Here is a 25034-nt window from a genome sequence, read left to right as displayed (position 1 = left end):
ATTTTTATTTATGAAATGAATAAGTAATATTTTATTTGACGTTAAATTATAATTCTTGAGTTTTCATAAAATGTGATCTTATATTATGGAGGTCTATGTGTTGATATGTATTTTTAAATTCGAATATCTAAAAAACATTAATTATATATAAACTATTTTCTTATTTTAAAGTTCTCTTTTTTTTCTATCTTAAATCTGTTTCTTTGTGGTTGTTTTTATTCAAAATATCTGATGGTTATTATTAAGGTATATAATTAATCATCTGGCTATTGGATTAACTCTAGCAAATAAGATAATACTGGCCTGATGCAGCGCAGTGAATATTTTCTCAATGCATCGGGCCAGAAAATTACGCGTGTATTGTGCGAACCTAACTCTTTTCGGATTATTTTATCGCTGAGGCGTCGATTAATGTTCCTCCCAGTGAGGCCCAAGCGGACCATGATGATGGACTCGTCCTCTTGATGTTCCAGAGTGCGTTATCGGTGGCGCGTACAAAGACTTCAATATAGCCATTAGAGTTTTCCACGACATCTGGGCCGCTGGTAAGTCCGCCGCCTAATGAGGCCCAGTTGGACCATGAGCCGGAATGGGTATCATTTTGCCAGATGTGCCAGAGTGCGTTATCGGTGGCGCGTGCAAAGACGACAAGCCGATTGTCGAAGTATTTTATTACCGCTGGTGCGCTGGTGATAGTGCCGCCCAATGAGGCCCAATTAGACCACTGACTAGAATTGGGGGCCGTTTGCCAGATGTGCCAGAGTGCATTATCGATGGCGCGTACAAAGACTTCGAGTCGACCGTCAATGGTGCGGATGACCACTGGATCACTCGTGATGGTGCCGCCTAATGACTGCCAGTTTGACCAATAACCGGTATGGGGAGCAGTTTGCCAAATGTGCCAGAGTGCGTTATCGGCACCGCGGGCAAAGACTTCAAGCCGACCATCGGAATTGATATGGACTGCTGGGTTACTGGTGATCACGTGGCCTAGAGAATACCAGCTTGACCAGGAATTGGAGTGGGGAGCGGTTTGCCAGATGTGCCAGAGTGTGTTATCGGAACCGCGGGCAAAGACCTCAAGCCGACCATCGGCGTTGATATATACCGCAGGGTTACTGGTGATTGTTCCACCTAAAGATTGCCAGCCTGACCAACCGGCATTAGGAGCGGTTTGCCAGTTATGCCATAACGCGTTATCTGAGCCACGTACAAATACTTCTAATCGACCGTCTGAGTTGAGGTAAGCGGCGGGTTTGCTGGTCGCTTTTAAGCCAAGTGAGGTCCAACCGGTCCAGGAGGAGCCTGTATGTGTTGTTTGCCCGTTGCGCCATACTACGTTGTCACCACCCACACAGAAAACTTCGATCCGACCATCAGAGGTATTCGCCACTGAGACAATGCCAGACGCCGCGATGGTAGGGTTTTCGATTTCAACCTCATTTGCATCAGATGATTCGGTATTATCTGGATTTGATGTTTTAATCGGTTCTTTTTTCATGTGTATATCCTTGTTAAAAATAATTTTTTATATTCATAAAATAGTCATTTAATAATCAATGTTTTGATTTTTCTTAAAAAATAATAGCTAATGTTTTATTTGGAATTAATTTATGACAATTAAGTTATCGATAAGATATGATTGTATATTATAGATCTCTATAGGCTGATGTATATTTTTACATACGATCATTTAAAAACAATTAATTACATGTAAACTATTTAATTATTTAAAGTTTCATCTAAGTTATATTTTAAATATATTTTTAAAATTGTTTTAACTTCATTAAAAATATCAGATAACATGTTGTGTTTATACAATGATTCAAACCAGTGGCGAGCTTTAATTTTGAAAGTTGTATTAATTCCAGAGAAATAAGAGAGAATAATTTATATTGATATATTGCTCTAACCTTAATTACATTCTTTTGCCAGAAAGTGGCATATCATGGATATGCCACCAGTTTAACGAATGAATTTAAAAATAAGTTGTGATACCGGCACGAAACGTTCTTCCCGGTGAAGGGATATAGCCGAGGCTAAGAGGCTGGATATAATATTTATCGAACACATTATCCACACCAAACTCAAATTCGACATGCTTATTTATACGGGCAGTTAGAGAGATATCGGCTACAGTTGCAGGTCGCCAGATAATGGGCGCCAACAGAGGAGCAGAACCGCGTCCTGGTTTTCCTGCTGGCACAGATCGTTGACCATAATGGGAAATTCTGGCGTTGGCAGATACCTTGTCATTTAAGAATCGCTGTGTCAGATCGAGTGATACCGCATATTTAGGCGGAATGTGATTAGTTGCATAATCCGAAGGGAGACTACGTGCAGCACACCCGTCATTTTCCGTGCAGAATTTGACTTTTGTATAGTAATTCATCGATAAACGGGCATCAAAGTGATCACTATGGTAAACACTTGCCAATTCTAATCCGGCAAATTTTGCTTCTTTAATATTACTGATGTACATACTCCAGTAATCATCCATCCATGCTCGGCTAATATAGTCTTTTACCCGGTTATCAAAGTAGGACATTTTGATATCGAAGCTATCATTTTGAGCAATGATATTCGGGAAGCGTGAGGTCAGCCCGACTTCGATATTTTTTGAAATTTCAGGTTTTATATGATCGTCAACACTCATCATGTAGCCGCGAATACCTTCAACCATTGATGGAAAACGTGGGGCATAGGCATATTTGGCGTGCAGTGCTGTTTCATGATTAAGTTCAAGCTTAGTACCTACCCAATAGCCGTGAGCATGGTCTCGCTTATTGTTGACTTTCCCAGAGGTGAGCTGTGGTAACCAAGAGCTACCCGGACGAGCTGGACTGTAATCTTCGATCTGATAGGACTTAAAATCCCACCCGCCCATTAGGGTCAGACGGTCGGCAAGCATATAATTCCCGCTCAGGAAAAAACGGCCTTCTTTACGCTCTCCTTCCCGATTAACGGCATGTTCCCATTTACCTGCGCTGGGGCCTGTGCGTTCACGAATAAAGCTGGCGCCGTAGTTCAACTCAATATCTTGCATTGAGAGTTCAAATAATGAGGTGTTACTCAAATTCACCCCTACTGTGCGCATGAATTTTTTATCACCGAGGGTATTATTTGTGGTTCGAGGGCGATCATTAACCCGTGTTTGCCATATTCCGATATCCAAATTAATCCAGGGATTTGACTCAGGTTCCCATTTATAGTTGAGGCTGTGCCTGTTCATGTTGAGCCGTGTCAGTGGCCCCTGTTCCAAGATCATAAATGTTTGGCTCAGGTTTGCCATATCCGCGACATAGGATTCTCCGTAGAGATTTTGGTAATGGCTAATGATAGCGGAAATTTCATGACCATCGCCAAAACGAACTTTTCCTTTACCCAGTAATGACTGGCTATCTTCAGAAGTGTTAGGGACGGCATCCCCCATTGCATACAGCGAATAACCGGCCATCTGTTCACTGAATTGTGGAATGCGACAATCTTGTGGATCACTCTCACACAAATAACCTGGCATTCCACGTTCCTTAGCGCCCGGTCCGTGTTTGCCTGAGTGGTAATTGCCCCGCTTGCGCTGAGAAGCGCCAAACAGCAATTCATAGGAAGGTTCGGCCATCGCGAAAACAATACTCCCGGTGCGATTCTTAGCGTCGAAAAGAGAGTTTTTTGAGGGGGAAGGCCAGTCATTGCGTTGATAATCGTCAGGATTGGAATGGTTGCTCAACAGACTTCCTTTCAGGCGCAGTCCTACCTTTTGTCCGTCAAGGAGGATATCACTGGCTTCAATGGTTTTTATCTCCACCGTTCCCCCAATAGCTCCCATGCCGCCTTTTCCTGTCGGGCCTTTATTGATATCTACCCGGCCAATGAAATCGGGGTCAATAAAAGAACGGTTGGAGACACCTTGATAACCACGGTATAGCGCGGTTTGGTTAGATGCGCCGTCAACGGTAGTTAAGACTCGGCCTTGTCCTTGCAAGCCCCGGATATTCACATCCAGGCTGCCTGAACTGCGTGCTTCGCCGGATAATATCCCCGGTGTGGTTTTAAAAATATCGACAGGGTGGATCACACCGAATTTTTCAATATCTTTACCTTTGATAGTGGTACTGTCGAACCGCAATGGTTCATTACCTGAGTATCCGCGATTGCCTGCTACTGTAAGGGGATTTAGTACGACTACACCTTTGGTGGTCATCTTCTTTGTCATTTTTACCAGCGTATAACTGCCATCGGTATGTTGGGACAGTTGTAAATGACTGCCTGTGAGCAGTTGAACTAAACCCTGATGAGCAGTAAAACTGCCGTTTAATGACGGTGCTGTTAACCCGTTGGTTAAATTCGGATCGAAAGAGAGCGCGGTACCGGTTTGCGCCGCAAAGTGGGACAACGAATTGCCTAATGAACCTGGTGGAATATGAACGGAATAGAGAGTATCTGCTGGTGTGGTGGCGTAAAGGGAAGGTGTCGATAGCAGTATTAATGGCAATAACAGTGCGACTAAAGACCTTTTCTGCCAACGTGGTTGTGAATCTCGGCAGTTAGCATGATATGGCATAGTAATTTCTTGATATGGCATAGTAAGTTCTCCATAACTTTTTAAACTTCTTTTATTTCTATGCCGTATGAGATTGAAAAAAGTGTCAGTAAAAATGATTATTTTTATTAACTGGATGAATAGAGGGTAATCCAATAGCGGGTCAGGCTGTGCATTGAGAGCGGATAGGTTTGTAATAGCATATGCAGCGCCAGATCCGTATCCCGTATGGGAAAAGCACCAGAAACCCGCAAATTCGCCACTTTATCATCACAACGGATGACACCGGAACGATAGCGATTCAGTTCAGTAACCACCGTTGCCAGCGGCAAGTTATCAGCTACCATCATGCCCTGTAACCAGCTTAAAGACGCCGTTGAACGGGGATGTTGTGGGGCAACGGCGAATTGAGTGAAATGGGTTGCCTCTCCAGCATGCAGTATGTGCGGCAAACCGTTATCTGGCGTAATGCGAACCGCTCCTTCTATTATTTCCACCTGAGTATGTGAGGCTTGTTGGCGAACGCTGAATTTTGTGCCCAATGCCACAATAACGCCTTGTTGAGTTTGTACCTGAAATGGGCGAGCCGGATAGCGGCTATCTTTATGAGTTTCAATATAGATTTCCCCTAGCTTTAAACCAATAAGCCGTTGGGTATCGTCATAATGAACATCTGTTGAGCTTTGTGTATTTAAAGTCACTTGACTGTTATCCGGTAATAACCAGCGCTGAATTTGCCCGGTTGCAGTGTGATAATCGCCAGTGAGAAGCTGAAATTGATCAGATTGCCAGAAGAGTGATGATGCGCCAGCCGGTATTAACAACATGAGTGTAAGCTTTCTGATGGCTTCCCGACGGGAGAAGGTCTGTTTGTTGTTTAACAACGGTGAGGCGATATGTGGTGGTAGATGGTGTAACCGTGCTAACAGACATTGCGCCCGTTCCCAGGCTTGAGCATGTTCTGGACTTTGTGCACACCAGACAGCACAGGCATTTCGATCAGCTTCGCTGGCGTGGCTATCATGCAAAATGGTCAGCCATTCTGCGGCTTCGGCAAGTATCGTTTCAGAAGGTGTACTTGATGAAGAAGATTTATCAGTGAAAGTCAAACCAATCCCTCTTATGCCATTGCTATCAGGCATTGATAAAAGCCTTGTTTCATATAACGTTTTACTGTGGACAGCGAAATATTCATCTGATTTGCAATATCTTCATACTTCATTCCTTCTATCTGGGAAAGTAAAAAGACAGTTTGCACTGGCGTGGGGAGTTGATTCAGCATGATATCAATTTCCTGAAGTGTTTCGAGGATGATAAGTTTTTGCTCTGGTGCGGGAATAAGCGGTTCAGGCAGACTGACGAGTAAATCCAGATAAGATTGTTCAAGTGAGCGGCGGCGGTACCAGTTAACCATCAACCCTTTGGCAATGGTGACGATGTAGGCACGGGGTTCATTAAGTTGCTGTGGTAAAGGTGCACGAAGTAATTTAACAAAAGTATCTTGGGTCAGGTCTGCGGCAGTTTCATCACAGTTAAGACGATGCTTAAGCCAACGAAATAGCCAATCATGATTGTGGATGTACATGCACTGGATCTGTTGAGTGTCTGAAACATTAACGGTCATTTTCATGTCAAGCTATCAATGTAAATGCAAATCATTATCATTCTGGTATGTTACAGGTAATTGCTTTCCGTTACCAATGAATAATGGGTGCGAAGCGGCTGATCAAATACATTTTTATTTACTATAAAGCAAGTTAATGAATTAATTTGTAGTTTTGTTCGTTATTGACAGGGGGAAATTATAAGAGCCTTAAACAGGGATCGAGAATTTAAATAATTTCTGGTTGAATTTAATATTAAAAATATTTTCACCAAGGGAAAGTTTTAATAATTTTATGTTTAGGGTAAATTAATATGGTGTCGTGTTTATTGATGTGTGCCTAATATATCATGTAACTATCTTTTAATATTGATGTAATGTAGGTGGTTGGAATAATAAATCTGACGTTCAAAAATAGCAAAATCCAGATATATGACTATAATAGAGGGTTGTATATATAAGAATTACAGTGGTTAATATATGAAAAGCTTAAATGAACGAGGGATAAGATGGAAGGTACTTTAATTATTTGTGTTGATTCGATTCTGAGATTTCGCTCAGATTACGATATGGCAATAGCTGTACCGATGTTATCAGTTCAGGAACAGCTAGGGAAAAATGATCCGTTCTTTTTCCTGAAATATTTCAGAAATAAAGTCATCATAGAAAAAGGAGTGACAATATCAAATATATTTCTCGCGATAGAACCGTGGCAGGCTATGTTGAGCGCTTGGTTGGAAATTGATATTGCCGCTTATATTGCAGAGATTAGAAAACCCTCACAAGAAGAGCCGATATTTGATTGGATTAGTATTCAGAGAATCACATCGGTTCATCGGGTATATCAGCGAAAAGATATGAAAGATAATGAAAAACTGTCTGAATATTTTAATCGTGAACATACGCCGACAAAATATTTTAATATTGAATCAGTTTGTATGGCATCGGGTTATAGAAAAGGAGATAAAGAGCATTACAGTATCAGTGAATATATCCATGAGATTAAAAATATTCCAGTCATTGCCAGTGACAGGCAAATATTAATTGGTTATGATGATAATAATACGGATATTTTGAATGATAAATGTTTTGGTATATATGATAATAGAAATATCAAATATATACAGGGAACAACCTCGTTCGCGTTTCATGAATTAATGGAAGCTATTTTTAATGATGGCTTGTTTTATAATTCACCGCAGACAGCTTGCCATAGTTTAGAGATGATAAAAGAGATGTTAGAAATTATAGATCGCGGAAATATGAATGACGAAAAGGATAATAAAGAGCATATTAATCAACAAGAAAGTAATAGTAGAAATATTAATGGAGGTAATGATGATAGGGAATTAAATGTTGAATTTTATGATGGTGCTTTTGATCCACTGATAGAGCATATAGAAACAGAACGGGAATATTGGAATTATATAAAATTATTATGTCATTCGTATGGTCATTTGCCAGTAAGAATTGGCACGATTAATGAGGCCAAAGTTCCTGAATATCGCTTTTATGATAATATTATGGATGATGAAAGTTAGCTTTTAAGGATTAGTTGTATATTATACAAAGGTATTTAATCATTATAGATAGCATATAATCTTTTTCTGTCGAAATATTTGCAGTATCTGTTCAGTTTCGTATTCGTTTGTAAGTAATGTCTGACTAGTTCAATATAGTGATGCTGTGAATATTCTTCTTTTGTGCTAAAAGGTTGTAGCTTGGAGAAAAAAGGCAGATCTCATCATAAAAAAGTTAAATTTATGAATATAGATTTAGCTAGATTCGCACTTTTTACTCCAGATTTTTTAATGATAACGCGGCGACCTCATATATCTGGTTAGATGGCACGGATACCGCTGCGCATAAATAGAAAATTGATGAGTATCTATTTTAATGTTCATTGATGATATTGATATCTTTATAAATAATTTGTATTATTTGGCTTTTAAAAAATTTATGATTGTTTTTTTAAAATTCTCACTCTCAAGTGGCATTTTTTTATCTAAATAGTTAAATACGGTAGCCTTTGACCAGCCGTTATTATAGGTTTTTACAAGAGTTTTATACACTTTTTTTTCTAATTCTTTAGTTGCGGTTACTGTTACTCTTGGAATTGTTAGATCAGTTTGATAAGCAGAATAGATATCTTTTTCAATGCTTTGAAATGGAATGCAATACACATTAGAATTCTTATAAACGTGTTTTAAATGGGCTTGATCGCCATCTAAAACACAAATTACATTTTCAGGTTTTGTTAGAAATTCTTCTTTTTCATTCCTTTTCATAAGATTAACAACGTTGGTAGCTCCTCCAATATATATTATTTTATATTTATAAAAATAAGAATTGTTATTTTTGTCTATAATGTATTCTAAGTAATCTTGCAAAGTTTCATCTTCAGTTAGAATATATTTATCCCAGCCTTTAAAGGCAAAAAGGGAGCTTTTAATGAAGTTATAAGATCTCTTTGATATCATGGTTTTATTACCTTCTTTGTACATGTAATAAAGCTCATCATCATTAAGTGTTTTCATTAATGCTAAGGAGTGGGTTGTAAAAATAATATTTAAATTATATTTATCGCAAAACTCTCTAAGTAAATTTACTAATTCTACTTGTGCTGAAGAATCTAAAGAAATATCAATTTCATCAATAATGATGCATTTTCTTTTGCATTCAATCATCCTATAAAGGTTGATGATGAAAAATTCGCCAGAACTAAAATAATCTTCCCGTATATAATATCCATTTTCGTTAAGTCTAAAATAGTAATTATTTTTTTTAACTTTAAAGGATTTTAGGTTTTTATAGACATCAGTTTTATAAACTGAGTTTAACATGTTTATAAGTTCACTGGGAATCTCATAAGTTTGAAAAGCTATGCACTTTCTTAGATCTGTGTCGATTTTACTTAATGTTGGAAAACTATTGAATCTATCGCCATAGGGAATAGGTAATTCAACAAATATGTTAGATTTTACTTCTTCAGGAACAATTGATTTTGTATCAATAACTTTTAGATTACTATTATAAATATAAGTTATGACATCATTGTTTATCAAATATTCTATTCTGCTTTCTTGATTAAATATATAACGTGATGATGTTTTTATGAATATATCGGCTGATTGTAAATTTTTAATTGATTTTATAAATGTGGTTTTCCCAATACCATTTTTTCCTACAATACATGTAATTTTATTTTTTTGTTAAATCTAATGAAAAATTCATTTCATTAATGTGTTGTACTTTTGAAATATTAATTGTAATGTTCATATCTTAGAATACATTCTTATGGAAAAACATATCGATTATAACATTGCCGTATTTTTTTCTAAGCTTGTTTAAATAATTTTTATCAATAGTATTTATATGATTAAGATTTCCTGAAATCATCTCAATTCCTTTATCTACATCTTTACCAACAGCATCTTTGAATTTATCTTTGTCAGTAATGTAAAAGTAAATTAAGTGCTCAATTTTTTTCTTTATTTTTATATCAACGGTAACCTTCCCGGAAGGTAGCACAACCATACCAAGAAGTTTTACTTTACTTCCTTTATTAACGATCTTTGTTTTGTATTTATTTAAAGAAAAATTACCATTATTCTCTTTGCTGAGGAAGCTGGATATTGTTGCGTAAATACTATGAATTATTTCTTTATCATCTGATGATATTATTATGTCATCAGAATATCTGGTGTAAATTAAGTTTCTTTCTGAACAATAATCTTGGATGTTGTTATCAAATTTGTATAGACACGCATTGCTGAATGCTGGTGAGGTTGAGAAACCAATTGGTAATATATCATCGACAATTATAAATTCTAATATTTTATCATAATATTCTTGTATATCAAGAATAGGGATCGCTGACGTGTTATTTTCTAACACTTCTCTTGCGAAATTTTTAGTGATGCTTGAGAAGAAATTATTAATATCTGTGTTGAAAAACCATTTTTTATCAGAGTGCTTTTTTACTGCTTCGTAAGTACTACTTCCTTTTCTATATGAATAAACTACCTCTTTATTAATGTTTAAATGAAAAAGAATAAAATCATTAATAAATTTGTGATAGCTTTTAAGTTTAGTCGAAGGTTGATAAATTATACGTCCATTGTATTCTAACTTTTTATATTCACCTTTAATATTAAAGGATAAAAAATCATCTAATTTAGTTTTTTCATGAAATGCGATGCTGAAAATTGTTTCCAGTTTAAGTAGTTTTTTACTCTTAGGAATAATGGGATTATCAGGAGTATTCACAAAAAGCTCATTCTCTTTGAAATTTACTACCTGTACATACCCTCTTCAGGTTTATGAAGAAGGGCAGTACAAGAGTAACATTACATAAAGGCTCGTAGAGGCTAACATTACTGACTGGAGATACTCCTAGTCGCTAGCATGGGCTAAATATAAGTCAATTCGAATAAAAAGGCAACTTTTTTAAATTTGAGGTCTGGAAAAAGGGATTATGTTCAAACTAATAAAGCTGGAGTTAGGAGTAATTGTTAATTTTGTGATTAATGTCTATAGGGACACTAGTATAAAAACTGGGGTAGTGTTATTAATATTTCTTAATAATTGTAGAGCAATACTTTTTTTCATTTCTATAAATATGGCTTGAGTGCTTGCATTTATGCTTAGGTAAATATCTTTAAATATATCCAACAAGTATATATTAGTCTAAGAGAGATTAACGATGTAGGTACAAGAAATAGATCTATCTATTTGAAATGGTGGCGTAATTTTAAATCGCGCCATATTGGTGGCACAAAAGTGGCGCGATTAATATGAATTGCGCCATAATCGCGCCTATTTTTACTAGAATCTATTGTTTATTGTTCGCTATGAGTTCAATAACTGATATTTATGAGACCTTGTGTTGCATTACAACCTATGTCTATTTCGGATTTTCTGGTAGAGCATCCCATCTCTCCGTTCTTGGAAGGACTGTTCAACGTTGGTTGGGGTGACTTTTGAAGATAAGAAAGTACAGATATTGGATAGGGGTCGAAGTCGCCGCTATGTTATCGTTACGGAGGGAACATCATATCCAGTAGCGGATAGATCGAGTAATTTCCCAGGCTGTATCAGATCCATTTAAGCAATCCTTTTTAGCATGACACATTAAAGGCATTAGTTATTGAAGAGCTACGGCGATTGCATGAAGGTGTGTTGGCAAGATATGGCCTCCGACCTTCGCAATTTGAAAAATGGAAAGGAAAACACCGATAGTCTTTGTATTCACGCTATTGAATAGCTGAATGACCATAAAAAATTTCCGGGTTAATTACTCGGTTATCTTAGATAAACTATTAATTAGCTCTTTCGTTACGTTACCACATTAGGATTTAAATTTATGCGGTTAGGACTAAAAAGCGATTTACGAAATAATAGTAATTGACATCGCTAAACACCCGTCAGTATTTTCATCTTACCTTGGCCTGACATCATATACGCAGGGTTATCAGTGTAAATGAACCTTTGGTAAAACAGGTACAGACCTTACATGTAATTATCTTTATTTATCAAATGGATAAATGTAGGTTGGCTACCCGGATAAACAGCTCCTTGCACTACGATGTCGCTTCAATTCTGGCTTATGCTCAGAGGTAGGCCAAAAATTCGTCTGTTTAGGTAATGAGTTTTTATACAGAATTATCCTAAAAAAACAGAAACTAGTATTTTTCTGATCTAAATTTTCGCATTATGTTCTAAAAATAGGTAAAACAGATGTTTAAGTAAGGATTTTAGATGGAAATGCCGATTTATTTTCAATACTGGGGTAAGGCGAAGCGAGTTTTAGAGGTTGATAGTGCGGATTATCATCTGCTTCCTTACCATTGCTTGGATGTTGCTGCGGTGGGAATGCAGTTACTCTCTTTAGAAAGATCGTTAACTAGAGATCTTGCTAATTTTTTAGCGTTATCTACGCAGCAGCTACAAAGCATGCTCTCTTTTATATTGGCTTTGCACGATATTGGTAAATTCGCATCTGCTTTTCAAAAATTACTTCCCGGTCTGGCAGTGGGTCTGCATCGACCAGATTGCCCTAAAGAGTCTGGTGGCCGTTATTTTTGCCATGATCGTATGGGGTTATATTTCTGGGAAAATATCAAAACGGAATTACTTAATAGACTGGTTAATATTGAAGGTGTCGAGCGAAGAGAACAGCGAGAGATGTTTGATACCCTAATGGTATTGATGGATTGTGTATTAGGGCATCACGGTCGGCCAATTGATAAAACAAACTATAAAGCGATTAAACGTTTTACTGAACCTCATAACCTTAATGCTGCCACACTTTTTGCACATCATTTGGTTGAATTATTTCAACCTGAGTTTCCCATTGAAAAATTACAATCCAAAGAGTGGCGACGGCGACTGGAACAAGTGAGTTGGCAGTTTGCGGGTATTGCAATATTGGCGGATTGGATTGGTTCTGATAATCATTATTTTACGTATCAATCTGAGCCTATGCCATTAGCTGATTATTGGAAACATGCTCAAGCAATGGCAAAAAAGGCGGTTATGGCGGCCAATTTAGGTAAGGAGCCGGTAGTTAAGCCGTTTATTTCCATCCAGGAATGTTATGGTTTTGCTGCAACACCATTGCAACAGTGGGCCGAATCAATATCTGTAGATCATTCTCCTCAACTGTTTATTTTGGAAGATGTTACCGGGGCAGGGAAAACAGAAGCGGCGCTTGCGCTTACACATCGTTTGATGCAGGCAAAAGCCGCTGATGGTTTTTATTTTGGTTTGCCTACAATGGCATCTTCTAATGCAATATTTAGCCGAATTGCTAAACATTATCAGCAAATGCTGTCGATAGAGGATGACAGTAAACCAAATATCGTTTTAGCTCACGGTATGCGGGAGATGAATAATCAATTTCGTGAACCCGTTTTGGCATTAGGTCATCCAGATAGAAACTATGGTAAAACAGATATTTCCTCTTCAGCGCAGTGTAATCAATGGTTAGCGGACCCACGTAAGCAGGCGCTGTTAGCGCCTGTTGGCATCGGAGCGATTGATCAGGCTTTATTGGCTATATTACCAAGGCGTTATCAATCACTGAGATTATTTGGGCTTAATCGTAAAGTACTTATCGTTGATGAAGTTCATGCCGCTGATGAATTTATGTTTAATTTGCTGGAAAATTTATTAGCGTTGCATCTTTATCAGGGCGGTTCAGCCATTTTATTGACAGCAACATTGACCTTTAAACAGCGCCAACGTTTAACAGATATTTGGCTGAATGCCGGTGGACTAAGTTCTCAATTATTACAAAAAACAAATTTTCCTTTAGCAACAAAAATAAGTTTAAATGCCGTATCGCCCGTTATTGAACAACCGTTATCAAGCCGAAAAGATGTCAGCCGGGAAGTGAAAGTTGATTTCTTAAATAGCTTTAGTAGTTGTGTTGAAAAAGTATTAGCCGCCATTGTACAAGGGCAATGTGTCGTTTGGATCAGAAATACCGTTGATGATGCTATTGAAGCTTATCAGACACTGAGAAGTTTGCTTACTGAACCTGAGCGCTGTCTATTATTCCATAGCCAGTTTATCTTGCAGCATCGGAAAGAGATTGAAAATCATGTCTTGACTATTTTTGGTAAAAATAGTCAGGGTGAAATGCGGCGGGGCAAAGCATTAATCGCCACACAAATATTTCAGGAGAGTTTAGATACTGATGCCGATGTTATGATTTCAGATATTTGCCCTATTGATGATCTTATTCAGCGAGCCGGGCGTTTGCATCGTCACACCCGCGATAGCGATGGTATCTATCGATGGGGTATTAAAGATTCACGCCCTGCGCCAATATTATTTGTTCACGCGCCTGAATGGCGGGAGCAACCTGGATCGGATTGGCTAAGTTATAATTTTCATAACACGCAATGTGTTTATCGCTCGCCTGCCCGTCTGTGGTTAAGTATGCGCGTGTTGAGAAAATTGGGGGCTATACGTATGCCTGCGGAAACTCGCCAATTAATTGAAGCGGTTTATGGTCATGCCTATGAGCAAGCGCCGGAAGTGTTAAAACACCAAGGGAATGAATTTATTGATGAGGAGCGAAGTCAGACAGCTAAAGCTAAATCTTTTTGGTTACAGTGGCAATTATATGGTTATTGTGATCGCAGTGCTGATCGTTGGTATGAAGATGATTCCGATATTAATGCTCGCTACAGTGATATTGAAACTGTTGAGGTGTTATTACTGAAAAAAAACGATTCAGGACAACTGGTGCCTTGGGTAAATTCCGGCGAATTTTCAGTGTTGCTGAGTACGATTAAATTATCCAGAAATAAGTATGCAAATAAATTAGCGCCAATTCCAACAGAGTTAATACCCGCTCTCAATGCCTTGCAACAGAGATATTACCAAATTAGATATTTGCGGCCTTGGTTGCCAGAGCGAGATCCAAATTTTACTTATTCTTCAACAATAGGCTTTTGTGAAAGATAAAAGCAGGAGGTGTTATGAACTTAGTTCAGGACCCGTGGTTGCCCTTTCGATTACGTGATGGTAGTGAAAAAGTACTGCCCATTAATGCGATATGTGATCATGATGTTATGGACTTTGCTTTACCACGAGCTGATTTTCAAGGAGCGGCTTGCCAATTTGCTATTGGTTTATTACAAACCGTTTTTGCGCCGGAAGATAAATATCAATGGCATGCTTTATATGAAACACCACCTGATAAAAAGGTATTACAACACGCTTTTAATAAAGTGACACATGCCTTCAATGTTACCGGTATAGGGCCACTTTTTATGCAGGATTTTGATCCGCTGCAAACAGCAAAATCAACGACTGTAGCTGGATTATTAATTGAAGCGCCGGGAGCGAATGGTTTAAAACTTAATACGGATCATTTTGTTAAACGTGGCGTCGGAGATGTTATGTCTCTTGAAATGGCGGCTTTGGCGCTGTTTACCTTACAAATTAATGCGCCGTCGGGAGGAGTGGGGCATCGAGTAGGATTACGAGGCGGAGGGCCATTAACCACGTTAATGACGCCGCAACAAACGGATACAACATTATGGCAAAAACTGTGGTTAAACGTCATTAGTCGGAGTGAATGGCATTATGCAGAACCTGATTTAACCAGTGCTCAGGTTTTTCCCTGGCTAGCGCCAACAAAAGTGAGTGTTAATGAAGGGACAGAAATTTATGCTAAGGATGTGCATCCCTTACATATGTATTGGGCGATGCCGAGACGGATACGTCTGGTGGTGGAGAAGGGTGAAAATATTTGCAAAATTTCAGGTCAATATTCTGCATTCACCGTCTCTGAATATCGGACACAAAACTATGGCGGTAATTATTCCGGTAATTGGACCCATCCGTTAACGCCCTATAAATGGGATCTTAAAGAACCAACCCAACATTTATCGATTAAAGGCCAACCTGGAGGAGTGACGTATAAAATTTGGGATGCTTTAGTCTTTACCAGTCATGAGAGAGGGCAGCGTTGTGCGCCGGTCGTCAGCCATTTTTATTCTTTATGTTGTCATTTTGCTGAACTGCGAAGAGTCATGCCTCGTCTGTGGGTCTTTGGCTACGATATGGATAATATGAAAGCACGTTGTTGGTATTCTGTCACTGTGCCGTTGTTTTTTGTCTTACCTGAACAACAGGAAAAGATTCTATATCAAGTCAAAGAGCTGCAAAAATTGGCGACCAATATGATTTGGCTATGTCGGAATCAAATAAAAGCGGCTTGGTTTGAAAAGCCCGCGGATGTGAGAGGAGACATTTCCTTTATTGACCTGAATTTTTGGCAACAAAGTGAATCGCTGTTTTTTTCTGTGGTGTATCAACTTATCAATAATAGACGTTCGGATTCACCTTTTTTGACACCAGAGCAGGCTAAACATTGGCTTAATACCTTGCGTCATCTCTGTAGAAATTTATTCGATGAATATGTTGTTTTATCTGAATTGGGTAATGAACGTTCAATGGTAAAACGTATGAGAGCGCGTCAACAGTTAATTATCGGGCTATATGGACAGAGAGCTTTAAAAGAGATCAACACATTTATTACTAATCACCATATTCACTCTGGTAAAGAGGAAATGTAATGGACAGCAAGACCGAAATCATATTATTGCGTTGGTGGCAAAGTATGTTTATGTCACCGAAGCAGTTAAAAGAGAAAGGTATTATTCCAGCGCCTTCTACTTATAAAGCCCAGTTAAAGCGCTGTGAAAACGTTGAGATGGCCATGTTGACTGAAGGTTTTCGGGATTTGTGGTTCAGTTTGCCGGATGAAATTAGCTTATCAGAGAGTCCGGCAAAATTAGAATATTGGGCCACAATGGCGGCGGCATTAGTTTATGTTAAAAGCAACAGTGGTATTACATTGGCGGTAGCGGCGGGTAAGAAAGGAGGAGGAAATAAACCGGTTGTCAGTGAATTAAGATTCTCACAATTACAAAATGCTAAAACACCGAATGAATTGCTACGTCGATTACGTCAAATTTTACAGAAAGTCAAAGGCAATATTTCTGTTTTGGCTCTAGCACGGGATATTGAGGAGTGGTTCGCTGAATATGGACAATTACAGCCATGTAAGGCGGATAAGCGTATTAAGGTGAAGTGGGTTATGGATTATTACCGTGCAGCTAGTGGTAAATCGGTTGATTTATCGGATTTTCATTAATTGAGTTTAGGATGATTATTATGAGTCAGTTTATCCAATTACACTTATTAACTTCCTATGCGCCATCTAATCTGAATCGTGATGATTTAGGCCGGCCTAAAACAGCGAGAATGGGCGGTTTTGAACGTTTACGCGTGAGTTCTCAAAGCTTAAAACGCCACTGGCGTACTTCTGAATTATTTGAACAGGTGCTATCAGAGAATATTGGTATTCGCACTAAGCGATTTGGCATTAAGGTATTTGACGCTTTGGTCAGTGCTGGCGTGAAAGAAAGATCCGCTAAGGCATTGGCTGCAACGATTGCCGGTGTTTTTGGAAAAACGAAAAAAGATGCTTTAGAAATTGAACAATTGGCACATATCAGCCCGGCAGAGCAACGATCTGTCATGTCGTTGATTGAGGTGTTGGCGAAAGAAAATCGGGCGCCGACAGCCGAAGAACTTCATTTATTAAAAACTAAGCAAACTGCGGTGGATATTGCTTTGTTTGGTCGGATGTTAGCTTCAAGTCCGGCATTTAACGTCGAGGCATCTTGTCAGGTCGCTCATGCTATTAGTGTGCATAGTGTGGTGATTGAAGATGATTATTTTACGGCGGTGGATGATTTAAATGATGGTAAGGAAGATACCGGGTCAGCCCATATCGGCGAATTGGGTTTTGCCGCCGCGCTGTTTTACAGTTATATCTGCATTAATAAAACGCAATTAATAAAAAATTTGGATGGCGATGAAACCCTGGCTAATAAAGCGATTAAAGCATTAACAGAAGCCGCTGTGAAAGTGTCGCCTACGGGTAAACAAAATAGTTTTGCTTCTCGTGCTTATGCCAGTTTTGCTCTCGCTGAGAAAGGCGAGCAACAACCTCGTTCTTTATCCGTTGCATTTTTAAAACCTATTAATGACAGCGACCAGGGGCCATCGGCAATTAATGCCTTAGAAAGCCAGATGCACAATATTGATCAAGTTTACGGTACTTGTGCTGATGCCCGCTATAAATTCAACACATTCACAGGGGAAGGATCTTTAACCGAGCTGCTTGAATTTGTTGTGTGGTAATGGGGGCAGAATGAAAGCATATTTAGTCTTCCGATTATATGGCCCGATGGCAAGTTGGGGCCAACCTGCGGTTGGGGGGGAGAGGCCAACGGAATTGTATCCGGGTCGCTCCGCGATTTTGGGGTTATTAGGAGCAGCATTAGGTATTCGACGAGATGATGAGTCTGAATTAGCAAAATTACAAAAAAGTGTGTTAATTGCAATTAAGCAGACCGTTCCTGGCTCTTTAATGCGTGATTATCATACGACGCAGGTGCCGACTCACAATAGTAATGTGGTTCATCAGAACCGTAAAAGCGAATTAAGATCAGATAGACTGAATACCATTCTGTCTAATCGCGATTATCGTTGTGATGGTATTTGGATTGTTGCGATTACATTAACTGAACACACTGGTTTTACGCTTGAACAATTACGGGATGCTTTACTTAAACCCGTATTTATCTTGCATCTTGGACGTAAATCTTGCCCGCTTGCTTTACCTCTCTGCCCTAAACTCATTACGTCATCAGCATTAAAAACAGCGTTGGATATCCCTTTTCCACCGCTGATTCATTCTGATAGAGAGGATAGGTTATGGCTAGGGGCAAATGGGATTGTGACTTATTTTTGGGAGGGGAATAAAGATGAAATGAGCTCTTCAAATATCTTAATCAGCCATCCTTGGGATGAGCCGATTAACCGGGCGCGTTGGCAATTCCGGCAACGTACTATGTATCAACTTTCTATCGAGGAGAGTGTTGATGTATTTGTCTAAAATTGTGCTTCGGCAATCGAGTCAAACAGCAAATATATTAGCAAAAATGGGTGCGAATGGCGTTTATACTTCTCATCAATTGTTATGGAAATTGTTTTCAACAGACGAAAAACGTCAATTTCTATTTCGGGAAGAGAGTGGAATAATGGGACTCCCCGTATTCTATGTTTTATCTAAAACATCACCTCAAACTCAGTCACCATTGTTTGAGGTGGAAACGAAAGCGTTTTATCCTCAATTGCAGTCGGGGCAACGTTTAGCTTTCAAATTACGCGTTAATCCAACAATCTGTATTACCGACTCTTTTGGAAAACGTCGGCGTCATGATGTCTTGATGCATGCTAAGTTTATGGCAAGGCAGAAAGGTGAGACAAGGCAGGGGAAAATAAAAGCCATGATGGATGATGCCGCCCGTAATTGGTTGTTGAATAGCCGTCGTATGCAGCAATGGGGTATTCAGTTTGACGATTTACTGGATGTTGAAGGTTATACCCAGCATCGAAGTGTAAAAAAGCATGGGCAGAAAATACAATTTTCCAGTGTTGATTTCCAAGGACTTCTGACGGTGACTAACGGTGAGCTATATTTGGAACAGTATGCAAAAGGCTTTGGTCGCGCTAAAGCGATGGGATGCGGATTGATGTTAATCAGATCAGTGTAATGGAAATTTATTTTTGTCGGAGCGCGTAATGCAATATTCTTTGTTGTATCGGGATATTGATGTTAAAGGTGACGCATTCGCGGTTATTAAGTGTTTGTGTTACATTTCAAAAGCATGGTAAAAAGTGATATTGCTAATTAATATCATTCTGTAGAGTAGGGGGTAGTCGCTACTCTTGGAAATATGGATAAAATAATTACCGTGTTCCTCACGTCTGTGGGGATGAACCTGAATTTTGGTATACATTTGAACCAGGCAGAATATGTTCCCTGTGTTTAATGGGATAAGCAGTTATAATCAATGATAGGATATCGTGTAGTGGATGTTCCTGACCGTTACCGGGGTGAACCAAACTCGATATATCTCGTCAAAGAGAGAATATAAGTGTTCCCTGCATTTGTAGGGATAAACCGCGGCATGAGTGGTGCTTTACTATTTTCGCTAAATGTTCCCTGTACTAACGGGGATGGACCTAGCAGCGCCCCAAATAACTATAGATCTAAAAATGTGTTCCCTGTATTGTCTAACGGGGATTAACCGTGTGAAAATGACGCTGATAACTGGCTTTCCTGATGCTCCCTGCCTCTATGGGGGGATAAACCGGACAGTAACAGTGATACGGTCGGTAGTAAGCGGTGTTCCTTGTATCTACGGGGGTGAACCGACTTGATACTGTTATTTTTGAGGTTTGGAAGCGTGTTCCCTGTGATTGACGGGGATAAACCGAACAGCTAGCGTATTTAGCTGGCAGAGATAGATTTGTTCCCCGTTTCTACGGGGATAAACCGCTAAATACAGAACTATCGCCATTTGTTACAATTTGATCCCCGTAATCTACGGGGATCAACCGTCATCTGGAAAGGTAATTGACATAGATGGTCAGAGTTCCCTGAACTTATGGGGATAAACCGGATTCAGGTTTTATGATGATAGTTGAAGTAAAAATGCTCCCCGTTTTTACGGGGAAAGGGCAATGTACTGCCACCTTGACCACAATTTTCAGGCCAATGATAAATCTGTGGTTCGGGCATATCGATGGCAGTATTCGCTCGGTGATTTGACAGTGCTTTTCTCGGTGTTAAGGTCAACGGCTTATTGAATTTTTGCACGTAAGAGAATGGCTCAGTATATCCAATATATAATTTGGGGGTTTCCCCCCAAAAAATCACATAATAAATCTAAAAACAACGTTTGTAAAATAACCAACAAAATGTATTGGTACTATTAAACTAATACTTCTACTGCATTTGTTTGGCTTAGAAAACTATTTGGACTTGCGCTTAAACCATAAGCACCAGATTGAAAAATTACCACTAAATCCCCCGGAATTGCTACTGACATATCTCCTTGATGAACAAGAATATCTAGTGGAGTACAGAGTGGACCAACTATATTCACTATTTCACGCTTCTTTCCTTTAATTTTGTTACCAATGATTGCCGGATAGTTTCTTCTTATTAGTTGCCCCAGATTTCCTGATGCAGATAGGTGGTGATTCATTCCACCATCTGTAACTAAAAAAACAATATCTTGGGAGATCTTGCGCTCAACAATTTTAGTCACATAAATTCCAGATGAAGCGACTAAATAACGACCTAACTCCAAAATAATTTCCGCTTCAGGTAGGAATTTTTCTGCACGTTCTACCAGTTTGTGCATTGCATTACCCACTTCGGTGATATTTAGTTCTGTATCTCCCTGAAAGTAAGGGACTCCAAAACCACCTCCTAGATTAAAACGACGTACTGGAGATGGAGCAAAACGTGATAATTCAATTACTAAATCAAGAGCTTTATTTTGAGCTTCAATCAAATGGTCTGCACGTAAATTCTGTGAGCCAGGATAAATTTGAAATCCTTCAAAAACCAGGGAGTCTGGACAATCACGTATAAATATCAGTGCATCAGGTACATAAATTACATCCATACCAAATTGACGTGGTCCACCTCCCATTTTCATGCCAGAGGAGTTAAGATTATAATCAGGGTTTATACGTAAAGAAACGCGTGAACATAAACCAAGTTTTTCAGATAATATTTGAATTCGCCGTAACTCATTTAATGATTCGACATTTAACAATACCTGTGCGGAAATTGCTCTTTTTAATTCTGCATCTGTTTTACCTGGCCCTGCAAAACTAATATCTTCAGGAGAAGTTCCTGTATTTAGCGCCAATGCCATTTCATTCGCAGATGCAACATCAAACCCTTCAATTTTTTGGGATAAGTGGTGGATAAGTGGTACAAAAGGGTTTGCTTTAATTGCATAATGAATACTGATTTTTTCAGGTAAATATTTACGTAATAGACGTACTTGCTGGTCAATATGTTTTCTAGAATAGGCAAAAAAAGGAGTCTGTCCTATTTGAGTTTCTAGTCGGGTTAATGGTATTCCTCCTATTTCCAAACAATCTTCTTTAATGACAAATGTTTCCGCGATTTTCATCGATAAACTTTTCTGAGCTATTCCATTTTCTACATTCATAATTTATCTCACATTATAAAAAGACAGCGTTAGTATATAAAAACCGCCAGCGGAATTATAAAATTCTCATGAATAGAGTTAATTCATATAAATAAAAACACACTTATTAGATGGATGTATCCATATGTGGTTAATTATAGCCTACAGCTTTTACATCTAGAGCTGGTTAATTAAGAATAAAGCAATACAGAGGCACCGAATAGACCACCTACTCCGGCAGAAATAAGTAAAATTTTATCCCCTGAATGTAATGCTCCACTATTTTTTAGCGCATGTAAATTAATGATCATATCGGCACCAAAACAATGTGCTATTTCACTAATATTTTTAAGAAATATCTTCTCTATAGGAATATTCATAAACTTTGCTGCTTGACGCCATATCAAAATATTCACATTATGTGGAATAATATACGATATTTCATCTATCGTAATATCAGCCTGTTGTAATACATCTTGAATTACAGATTGTAATCTGAGTTGATAATTCGCTGTGAAATCTCGATAAGCATCAGAATTAGTTGGTAACCAAATACCTTGAGAATATCTTGGATAAGTATGTATAGAATATGCAAGGATGCTTGGACCTTGACCGTTCAGAGAGAGTAAAGCAGCGGCGGCGGCATCACCGATTACCGCTACATTAGGAACTACTCTAAGTTCAAAACTGTCAGCAATTTCCCCAACTACTATCAGAGCTTTACTATTAGGAAGCGCATTCTGTAAATAATGTTTTGCTAAAGATAGTGCGGAAAATATGGATACACAATTATTGCTGCTAGTTCCTATAGCGACAGCATTAGGTAGTTGTAGACGCCGAACAAGTGATGAAGCCATATTTTGACCCCACACACTACTTATAGTCCCCGTATGAGCATAAACCAGCAGTACAACTTCTTGCTTAATGTGGGGAACTTGTTGAAACAATTCCTTGCAGGGTTTTAGCAGCATTTCTTCTTCGCTGCCTTCTTCTACCGGACAATGAGTTAATTCATACATACGGCTAAATACCCGCGCTTCATTTTGGGTTAAACCTAAGCGTTGGTATTCCCTTTCAACTTTAAGCCTCTTTTGAGGTACATAGCTAGTAAGTGTCTCTAATGTCATCATATGAATTATTTACTCCATTTGGCATATAAATCGACACAATAAGCACCGGATACCGGGCTAAAACTATGAACTTTTCCTTGATAACTCAATCCATTGTAATTATTAAAAGACGTAATCAATTCATTACACTCATCTGGTAAGCAAGGGTCCAACAATGCCATACGATCCAAAAAGTCTAGTTGTTGCACATCCGTCACTCTCACTCCAGGCTCTTCTTCCAACAATATTCCCCAACTATCCCATATCAATGGTTCGTATCCAGCCAGTGAAGCTAAGTCTAAAAAGAATAAATTACGTACTATCCACTGCCCATATCCGTCATCAAATCGATATCCACTGAAAATACGTTCATTCATTGTTCCCTGTCGGATATGTCTCCATATCTCTGCTCCACTAAAGAATAAATGCTGAGGAAAATCTGATGGATTAACACTTAGTAATGGCTTAGGAAAAACATTTAATCGACTTTCGGCATATAACCATCTAGTACCGTTCCAATATTCTACTAAAGTATGATCATGCATCGGACATTCATCGCTATACTGATAATGAGCAAATCCATAACGGACTCTTGCTGGAATATTTTTATGTCGCATAAAGGAACATAATAAAACAGAAAAGTCCCTACAAGTAGATAATAGACGTTTTTCTGGGGGCCGAGGATTTAAAAAACCTGAGTCATCAAGTAACAAAAGTTTTTTTAGCATCAGTGAAACACAGCGGCTATCTATTTCTGTATTACGCATAGAAATGATATCTGGATTAAGTTTATCTTTTTCTGTCTGATAGTGAATCAATAAATTCTGCACAATAGAAATTAACTCCTCCACATCATTAGGTAAATCATCAAGCTGAGATGAATATGATGCCGATAATGTTACCTCAGTATGCTGCCGGTAGTGATGAATAGGATCAAACATGAATAGGCTCCCTTGGCAAAGATATAATTTCCTCTGTGTTAAATGGTGTTATAAAAGCTGAAACATAGTTCATTATTTTATAATGCAACTCTTTTCTTGGTACGTAATCACCACCGCTAACGACTGAATTTAATGCTTTTAATAAAGGAGAAAATTCATAAATAAAAGCGTAGTGACCAGCTCCAAATAGGATATGATGTTCAGCATAAGGCAAGTGCATTGCGTAATCAGCCGGTGACCCCATCAACTTCATAGTATCTCTTTCACCGGATAAAATTAAAGTAGGTAAAAGCATTTCATTTAGGGTACTAGCAAGAAACAAATTTGACAAAGCTGGAGCCAGTAAGATTACAGCACCAATACCCTTAACTAAACATTGCTCAACCTCAAAATACGATAGTTCATTTAGTACTGGTGAAAACTCTGGCTCCAGTTCAAAACAGGGCTGACAACCGCACATCACTAATGCATCATACGCTCCAGCGGAATGGCCCATCACTAATGGATGCGAAAAATTTATTCTCTCACTTAAAGTTTCTAAGAGTAGTGCATCATATGCGTATACTAAACGTCGAGGTCTAGTTGTCAAATTCATCCAACGATACCTAGCATCCTGAATATCTTGATGATCCACTGCTAACACAGCAAAACCTTGTGTTGATAAAAACTCGGCAAGGTATGATTGATCAAAACGTGAACCACCTGAGCCATGAGAAATTATTATTAATGGCCAGTTTGTACCCATAGGGATCGCATTTTCTTCCGATTTTGCATGTAATATATTTCGGTATCGCTTTATGATACCACTCTCAGCATATGCAGGATACCAAAGAGTAGCGGAAATAGCCCCTAATGAAGATGGCCAATTGTAATGTATTACTCCACTACCAATGATGTGCAGTATATCATTGATTCCGTTTGGCATTTAAATAAACCTCCAATTTATTACCATTGCTTAGTAAAGTGACCAAATTCCATTCAATAAAATAATTTTCCATTAATGTTTTTTTTACCAATTTTATACAATTACTTTCTTATTAAATCATAGACTTCATTCATTTTATTTATATTTTCTACGCTATAGAGGAAATTTAATTCCATTAAGAAATATTTTTACTTTTTTCTATACCTTTTCAGAGTGAAGATGCAGGTTTCTAATCTCATAATTATATTATTTAAAATAAATAACTTACATATCAAACCTGCATCTTAAAGTATATAATTAAT

Annotated in this window: 18 protein-coding genes; 8 read left to right on the top strand and 10 right to left on the bottom strand. The window is 38.4% G+C overall.

Annotated elements, in window-relative coordinates:
* Positions 1-385 precede the first annotated feature (385 nt).
* The 4 genes from EAE93_RS19485 to EAE93_RS19470 form a co-directional block, all read right to left on the bottom strand.
* Complete coding sequence (locus EAE93_RS19485) at positions 386-1501, bottom strand: PLL family lectin (RefSeq protein ID WP_214040370.1); 1116 nt, start codon at positions 1499-1501, stop codon at positions 386-388.
* A gap of 477 nt (positions 1502-1978) precedes the next feature.
* On the bottom strand, positions 1979-4582 hold the full coding sequence (locus tag EAE93_RS19480) for a TonB-dependent receptor (protein WP_214040369.1): 2604 nt from the start codon (positions 4580-4582) through the stop codon (positions 1979-1981).
* 86 nt (positions 4583-4668) lie between these two features.
* On the bottom strand, positions 4669-5682 hold the full coding sequence (locus tag EAE93_RS19475; RefSeq protein ID WP_214040368.1) for a FecR domain-containing protein: 1014 nt from the start codon (positions 5680-5682) through the stop codon (positions 4669-4671).
* On the bottom strand, positions 5661-6170 hold the full coding sequence (locus tag EAE93_RS19470; protein ID WP_036778003.1) for a sigma-70 family RNA polymerase sigma factor: 510 nt from the start codon (positions 6168-6170) through the stop codon (positions 5661-5663). Before EAE93_RS19470 ends, EAE93_RS19475 begins: the two co-directional genes overlap by 22 nt.
* A gap of 482 nt (positions 6171-6652) precedes the next feature.
* Between EAE93_RS19470 and EAE93_RS19465 the strand changes: the two genes are divergently transcribed.
* Positions 6653-7684, top strand: coding sequence for a hypothetical protein (locus EAE93_RS19465; RefSeq protein ID WP_040154315.1), 1032 nt, complete (start codon positions 6653-6655; stop codon positions 7682-7684).
* 396 nt (positions 7685-8080) lie between these two features.
* On the opposite strand, the gene EAE93_RS19460 is transcribed toward EAE93_RS19465, so the two are convergent.
* Both EAE93_RS19460 and EAE93_RS19455 read right to left on the bottom strand, forming a co-directional pair.
* Entirely contained in the window at positions 8081-9298 is a 1218-nt protein-coding gene (locus EAE93_RS19460; protein ID WP_415186302.1) for an AAA family ATPase, read from the bottom strand.
* A 127-nt stretch (positions 9299-9425) separates the two neighbouring features.
* Positions 9426-10412 carry a reverse transcriptase domain-containing protein gene (locus tag EAE93_RS19455; protein WP_235319394.1) on the bottom strand — a complete coding sequence of 329 codons (987 nt, stop codon included), beginning with the start codon at positions 10410-10412 and terminating at the stop codon, positions 9426-9428.
* 1491 nt (positions 10413-11903) lie between these two features.
* Here EAE93_RS19455 and cas3 point away from each other — a divergent pair.
* From cas3 to EAE93_RS19420, 7 genes are all read left to right on the top strand, one after another.
* The gene (gene cas3, locus EAE93_RS19450; protein WP_214040367.1) at positions 11904-14621 is read left to right on the top strand and encodes a CRISPR-associated helicase Cas3'; all 2718 of its coding nucleotides are present in this window, start codon (positions 11904-11906) and stop codon (positions 14619-14621) included.
* 14 nt (positions 14622-14635) lie between these two features.
* Entirely contained in the window at positions 14636-16240 is a 1605-nt protein-coding gene (gene casA / locus EAE93_RS19445; protein WP_214040366.1) for a type I-E CRISPR-associated protein Cse1/CasA, read from the top strand.
* On the top strand, positions 16240-16821 hold the full coding sequence (gene casB / locus EAE93_RS19440; RefSeq protein WP_036777992.1) for a type I-E CRISPR-associated protein Cse2/CasB: 582 nt from the start codon (positions 16240-16242) through the stop codon (positions 16819-16821). Before casA ends, casB begins: the two co-directional genes overlap by 1 nt.
* Positions 16822-16841: 20 nt before the next feature.
* Positions 16842-17876, top strand: coding sequence for a type I-E CRISPR-associated protein Cas7/Cse4/CasC (gene cas7e, locus EAE93_RS19435; RefSeq protein ID WP_036808406.1), 1035 nt, complete (start codon positions 16842-16844; stop codon positions 17874-17876).
* A gap of 10 nt (positions 17877-17886) precedes the next feature.
* Complete coding sequence (cas5e, locus tag EAE93_RS19430) at positions 17887-18633, top strand: type I-E CRISPR-associated protein Cas5/CasD (RefSeq protein WP_036808403.1); 747 nt, start codon at positions 17887-17889, stop codon at positions 18631-18633.
* A complete protein-coding gene (cas6e, locus tag EAE93_RS19425; RefSeq protein WP_036808400.1) occupies positions 18620-19294 on the top strand; it encodes a type I-E CRISPR-associated protein Cas6/Cse3/CasE in 675 nt (224 codons plus the stop codon). Before cas5e ends, cas6e begins: the two co-directional genes overlap by 14 nt.
* A gap of 923 nt (positions 19295-20217) precedes the next feature.
* Positions 20218-20355: a hypothetical protein gene (locus EAE93_RS19420; RefSeq protein ID WP_181147851.1), complete on the top strand. Its 138-nt coding sequence runs from the start codon at positions 20218-20220 to the stop codon at positions 20353-20355.
* Between the two features lie 163 nt (positions 20356-20518).
* On the opposite strand, the gene EAE93_RS19415 is transcribed toward EAE93_RS19420, so the two are convergent.
* The 4 genes from EAE93_RS19415 to EAE93_RS19400 all read right to left on the bottom strand — a co-directional run bounded on the left by EAE93_RS19415 (position 20519) and on the right by EAE93_RS19400 (position 24732).
* Entirely contained in the window at positions 20519-21778 is a 1260-nt protein-coding gene (locus tag EAE93_RS19415) for a pyridoxal-dependent decarboxylase, exosortase A system-associated (RefSeq protein WP_214040365.1), read from the bottom strand.
* A 170-nt stretch (positions 21779-21948) separates the two neighbouring features.
* Complete coding sequence (locus EAE93_RS19410; protein WP_214040364.1) at positions 21949-22887, bottom strand: ketoacyl-ACP synthase III family protein; 939 nt, start codon at positions 22885-22887, stop codon at positions 21949-21951.
* A gap of 5 nt (positions 22888-22892) precedes the next feature.
* On the bottom strand, positions 22893-23807 hold the full coding sequence (locus tag EAE93_RS19405) for a transglutaminase-like domain-containing protein (protein ID WP_214040363.1): 915 nt from the start codon (positions 23805-23807) through the stop codon (positions 22893-22895).
* The gene (locus tag EAE93_RS19400; RefSeq protein ID WP_214040362.1) at positions 23800-24732 is read right to left on the bottom strand and encodes an alpha/beta hydrolase family protein; all 933 of its coding nucleotides are present in this window, start codon (positions 24730-24732) and stop codon (positions 23800-23802) included. The genes EAE93_RS19405 and EAE93_RS19400 overlap by 8 nt, the downstream gene beginning before the upstream one ends.
* Positions 24733-25034: the final 302 nt, after the last annotated feature.

The sequence above is a fragment of the Photorhabdus akhurstii genome (assembly GCF_018448925.1).
Taxonomy (GTDB): Bacteria; Pseudomonadota; Gammaproteobacteria; order Enterobacterales; family Enterobacteriaceae; genus Photorhabdus; species Photorhabdus akhurstii.
The sequence above is the reverse complement of the archived record's forward strand: the minus strand, read 5'-3'. Positions and strand labels throughout refer to the sequence as shown.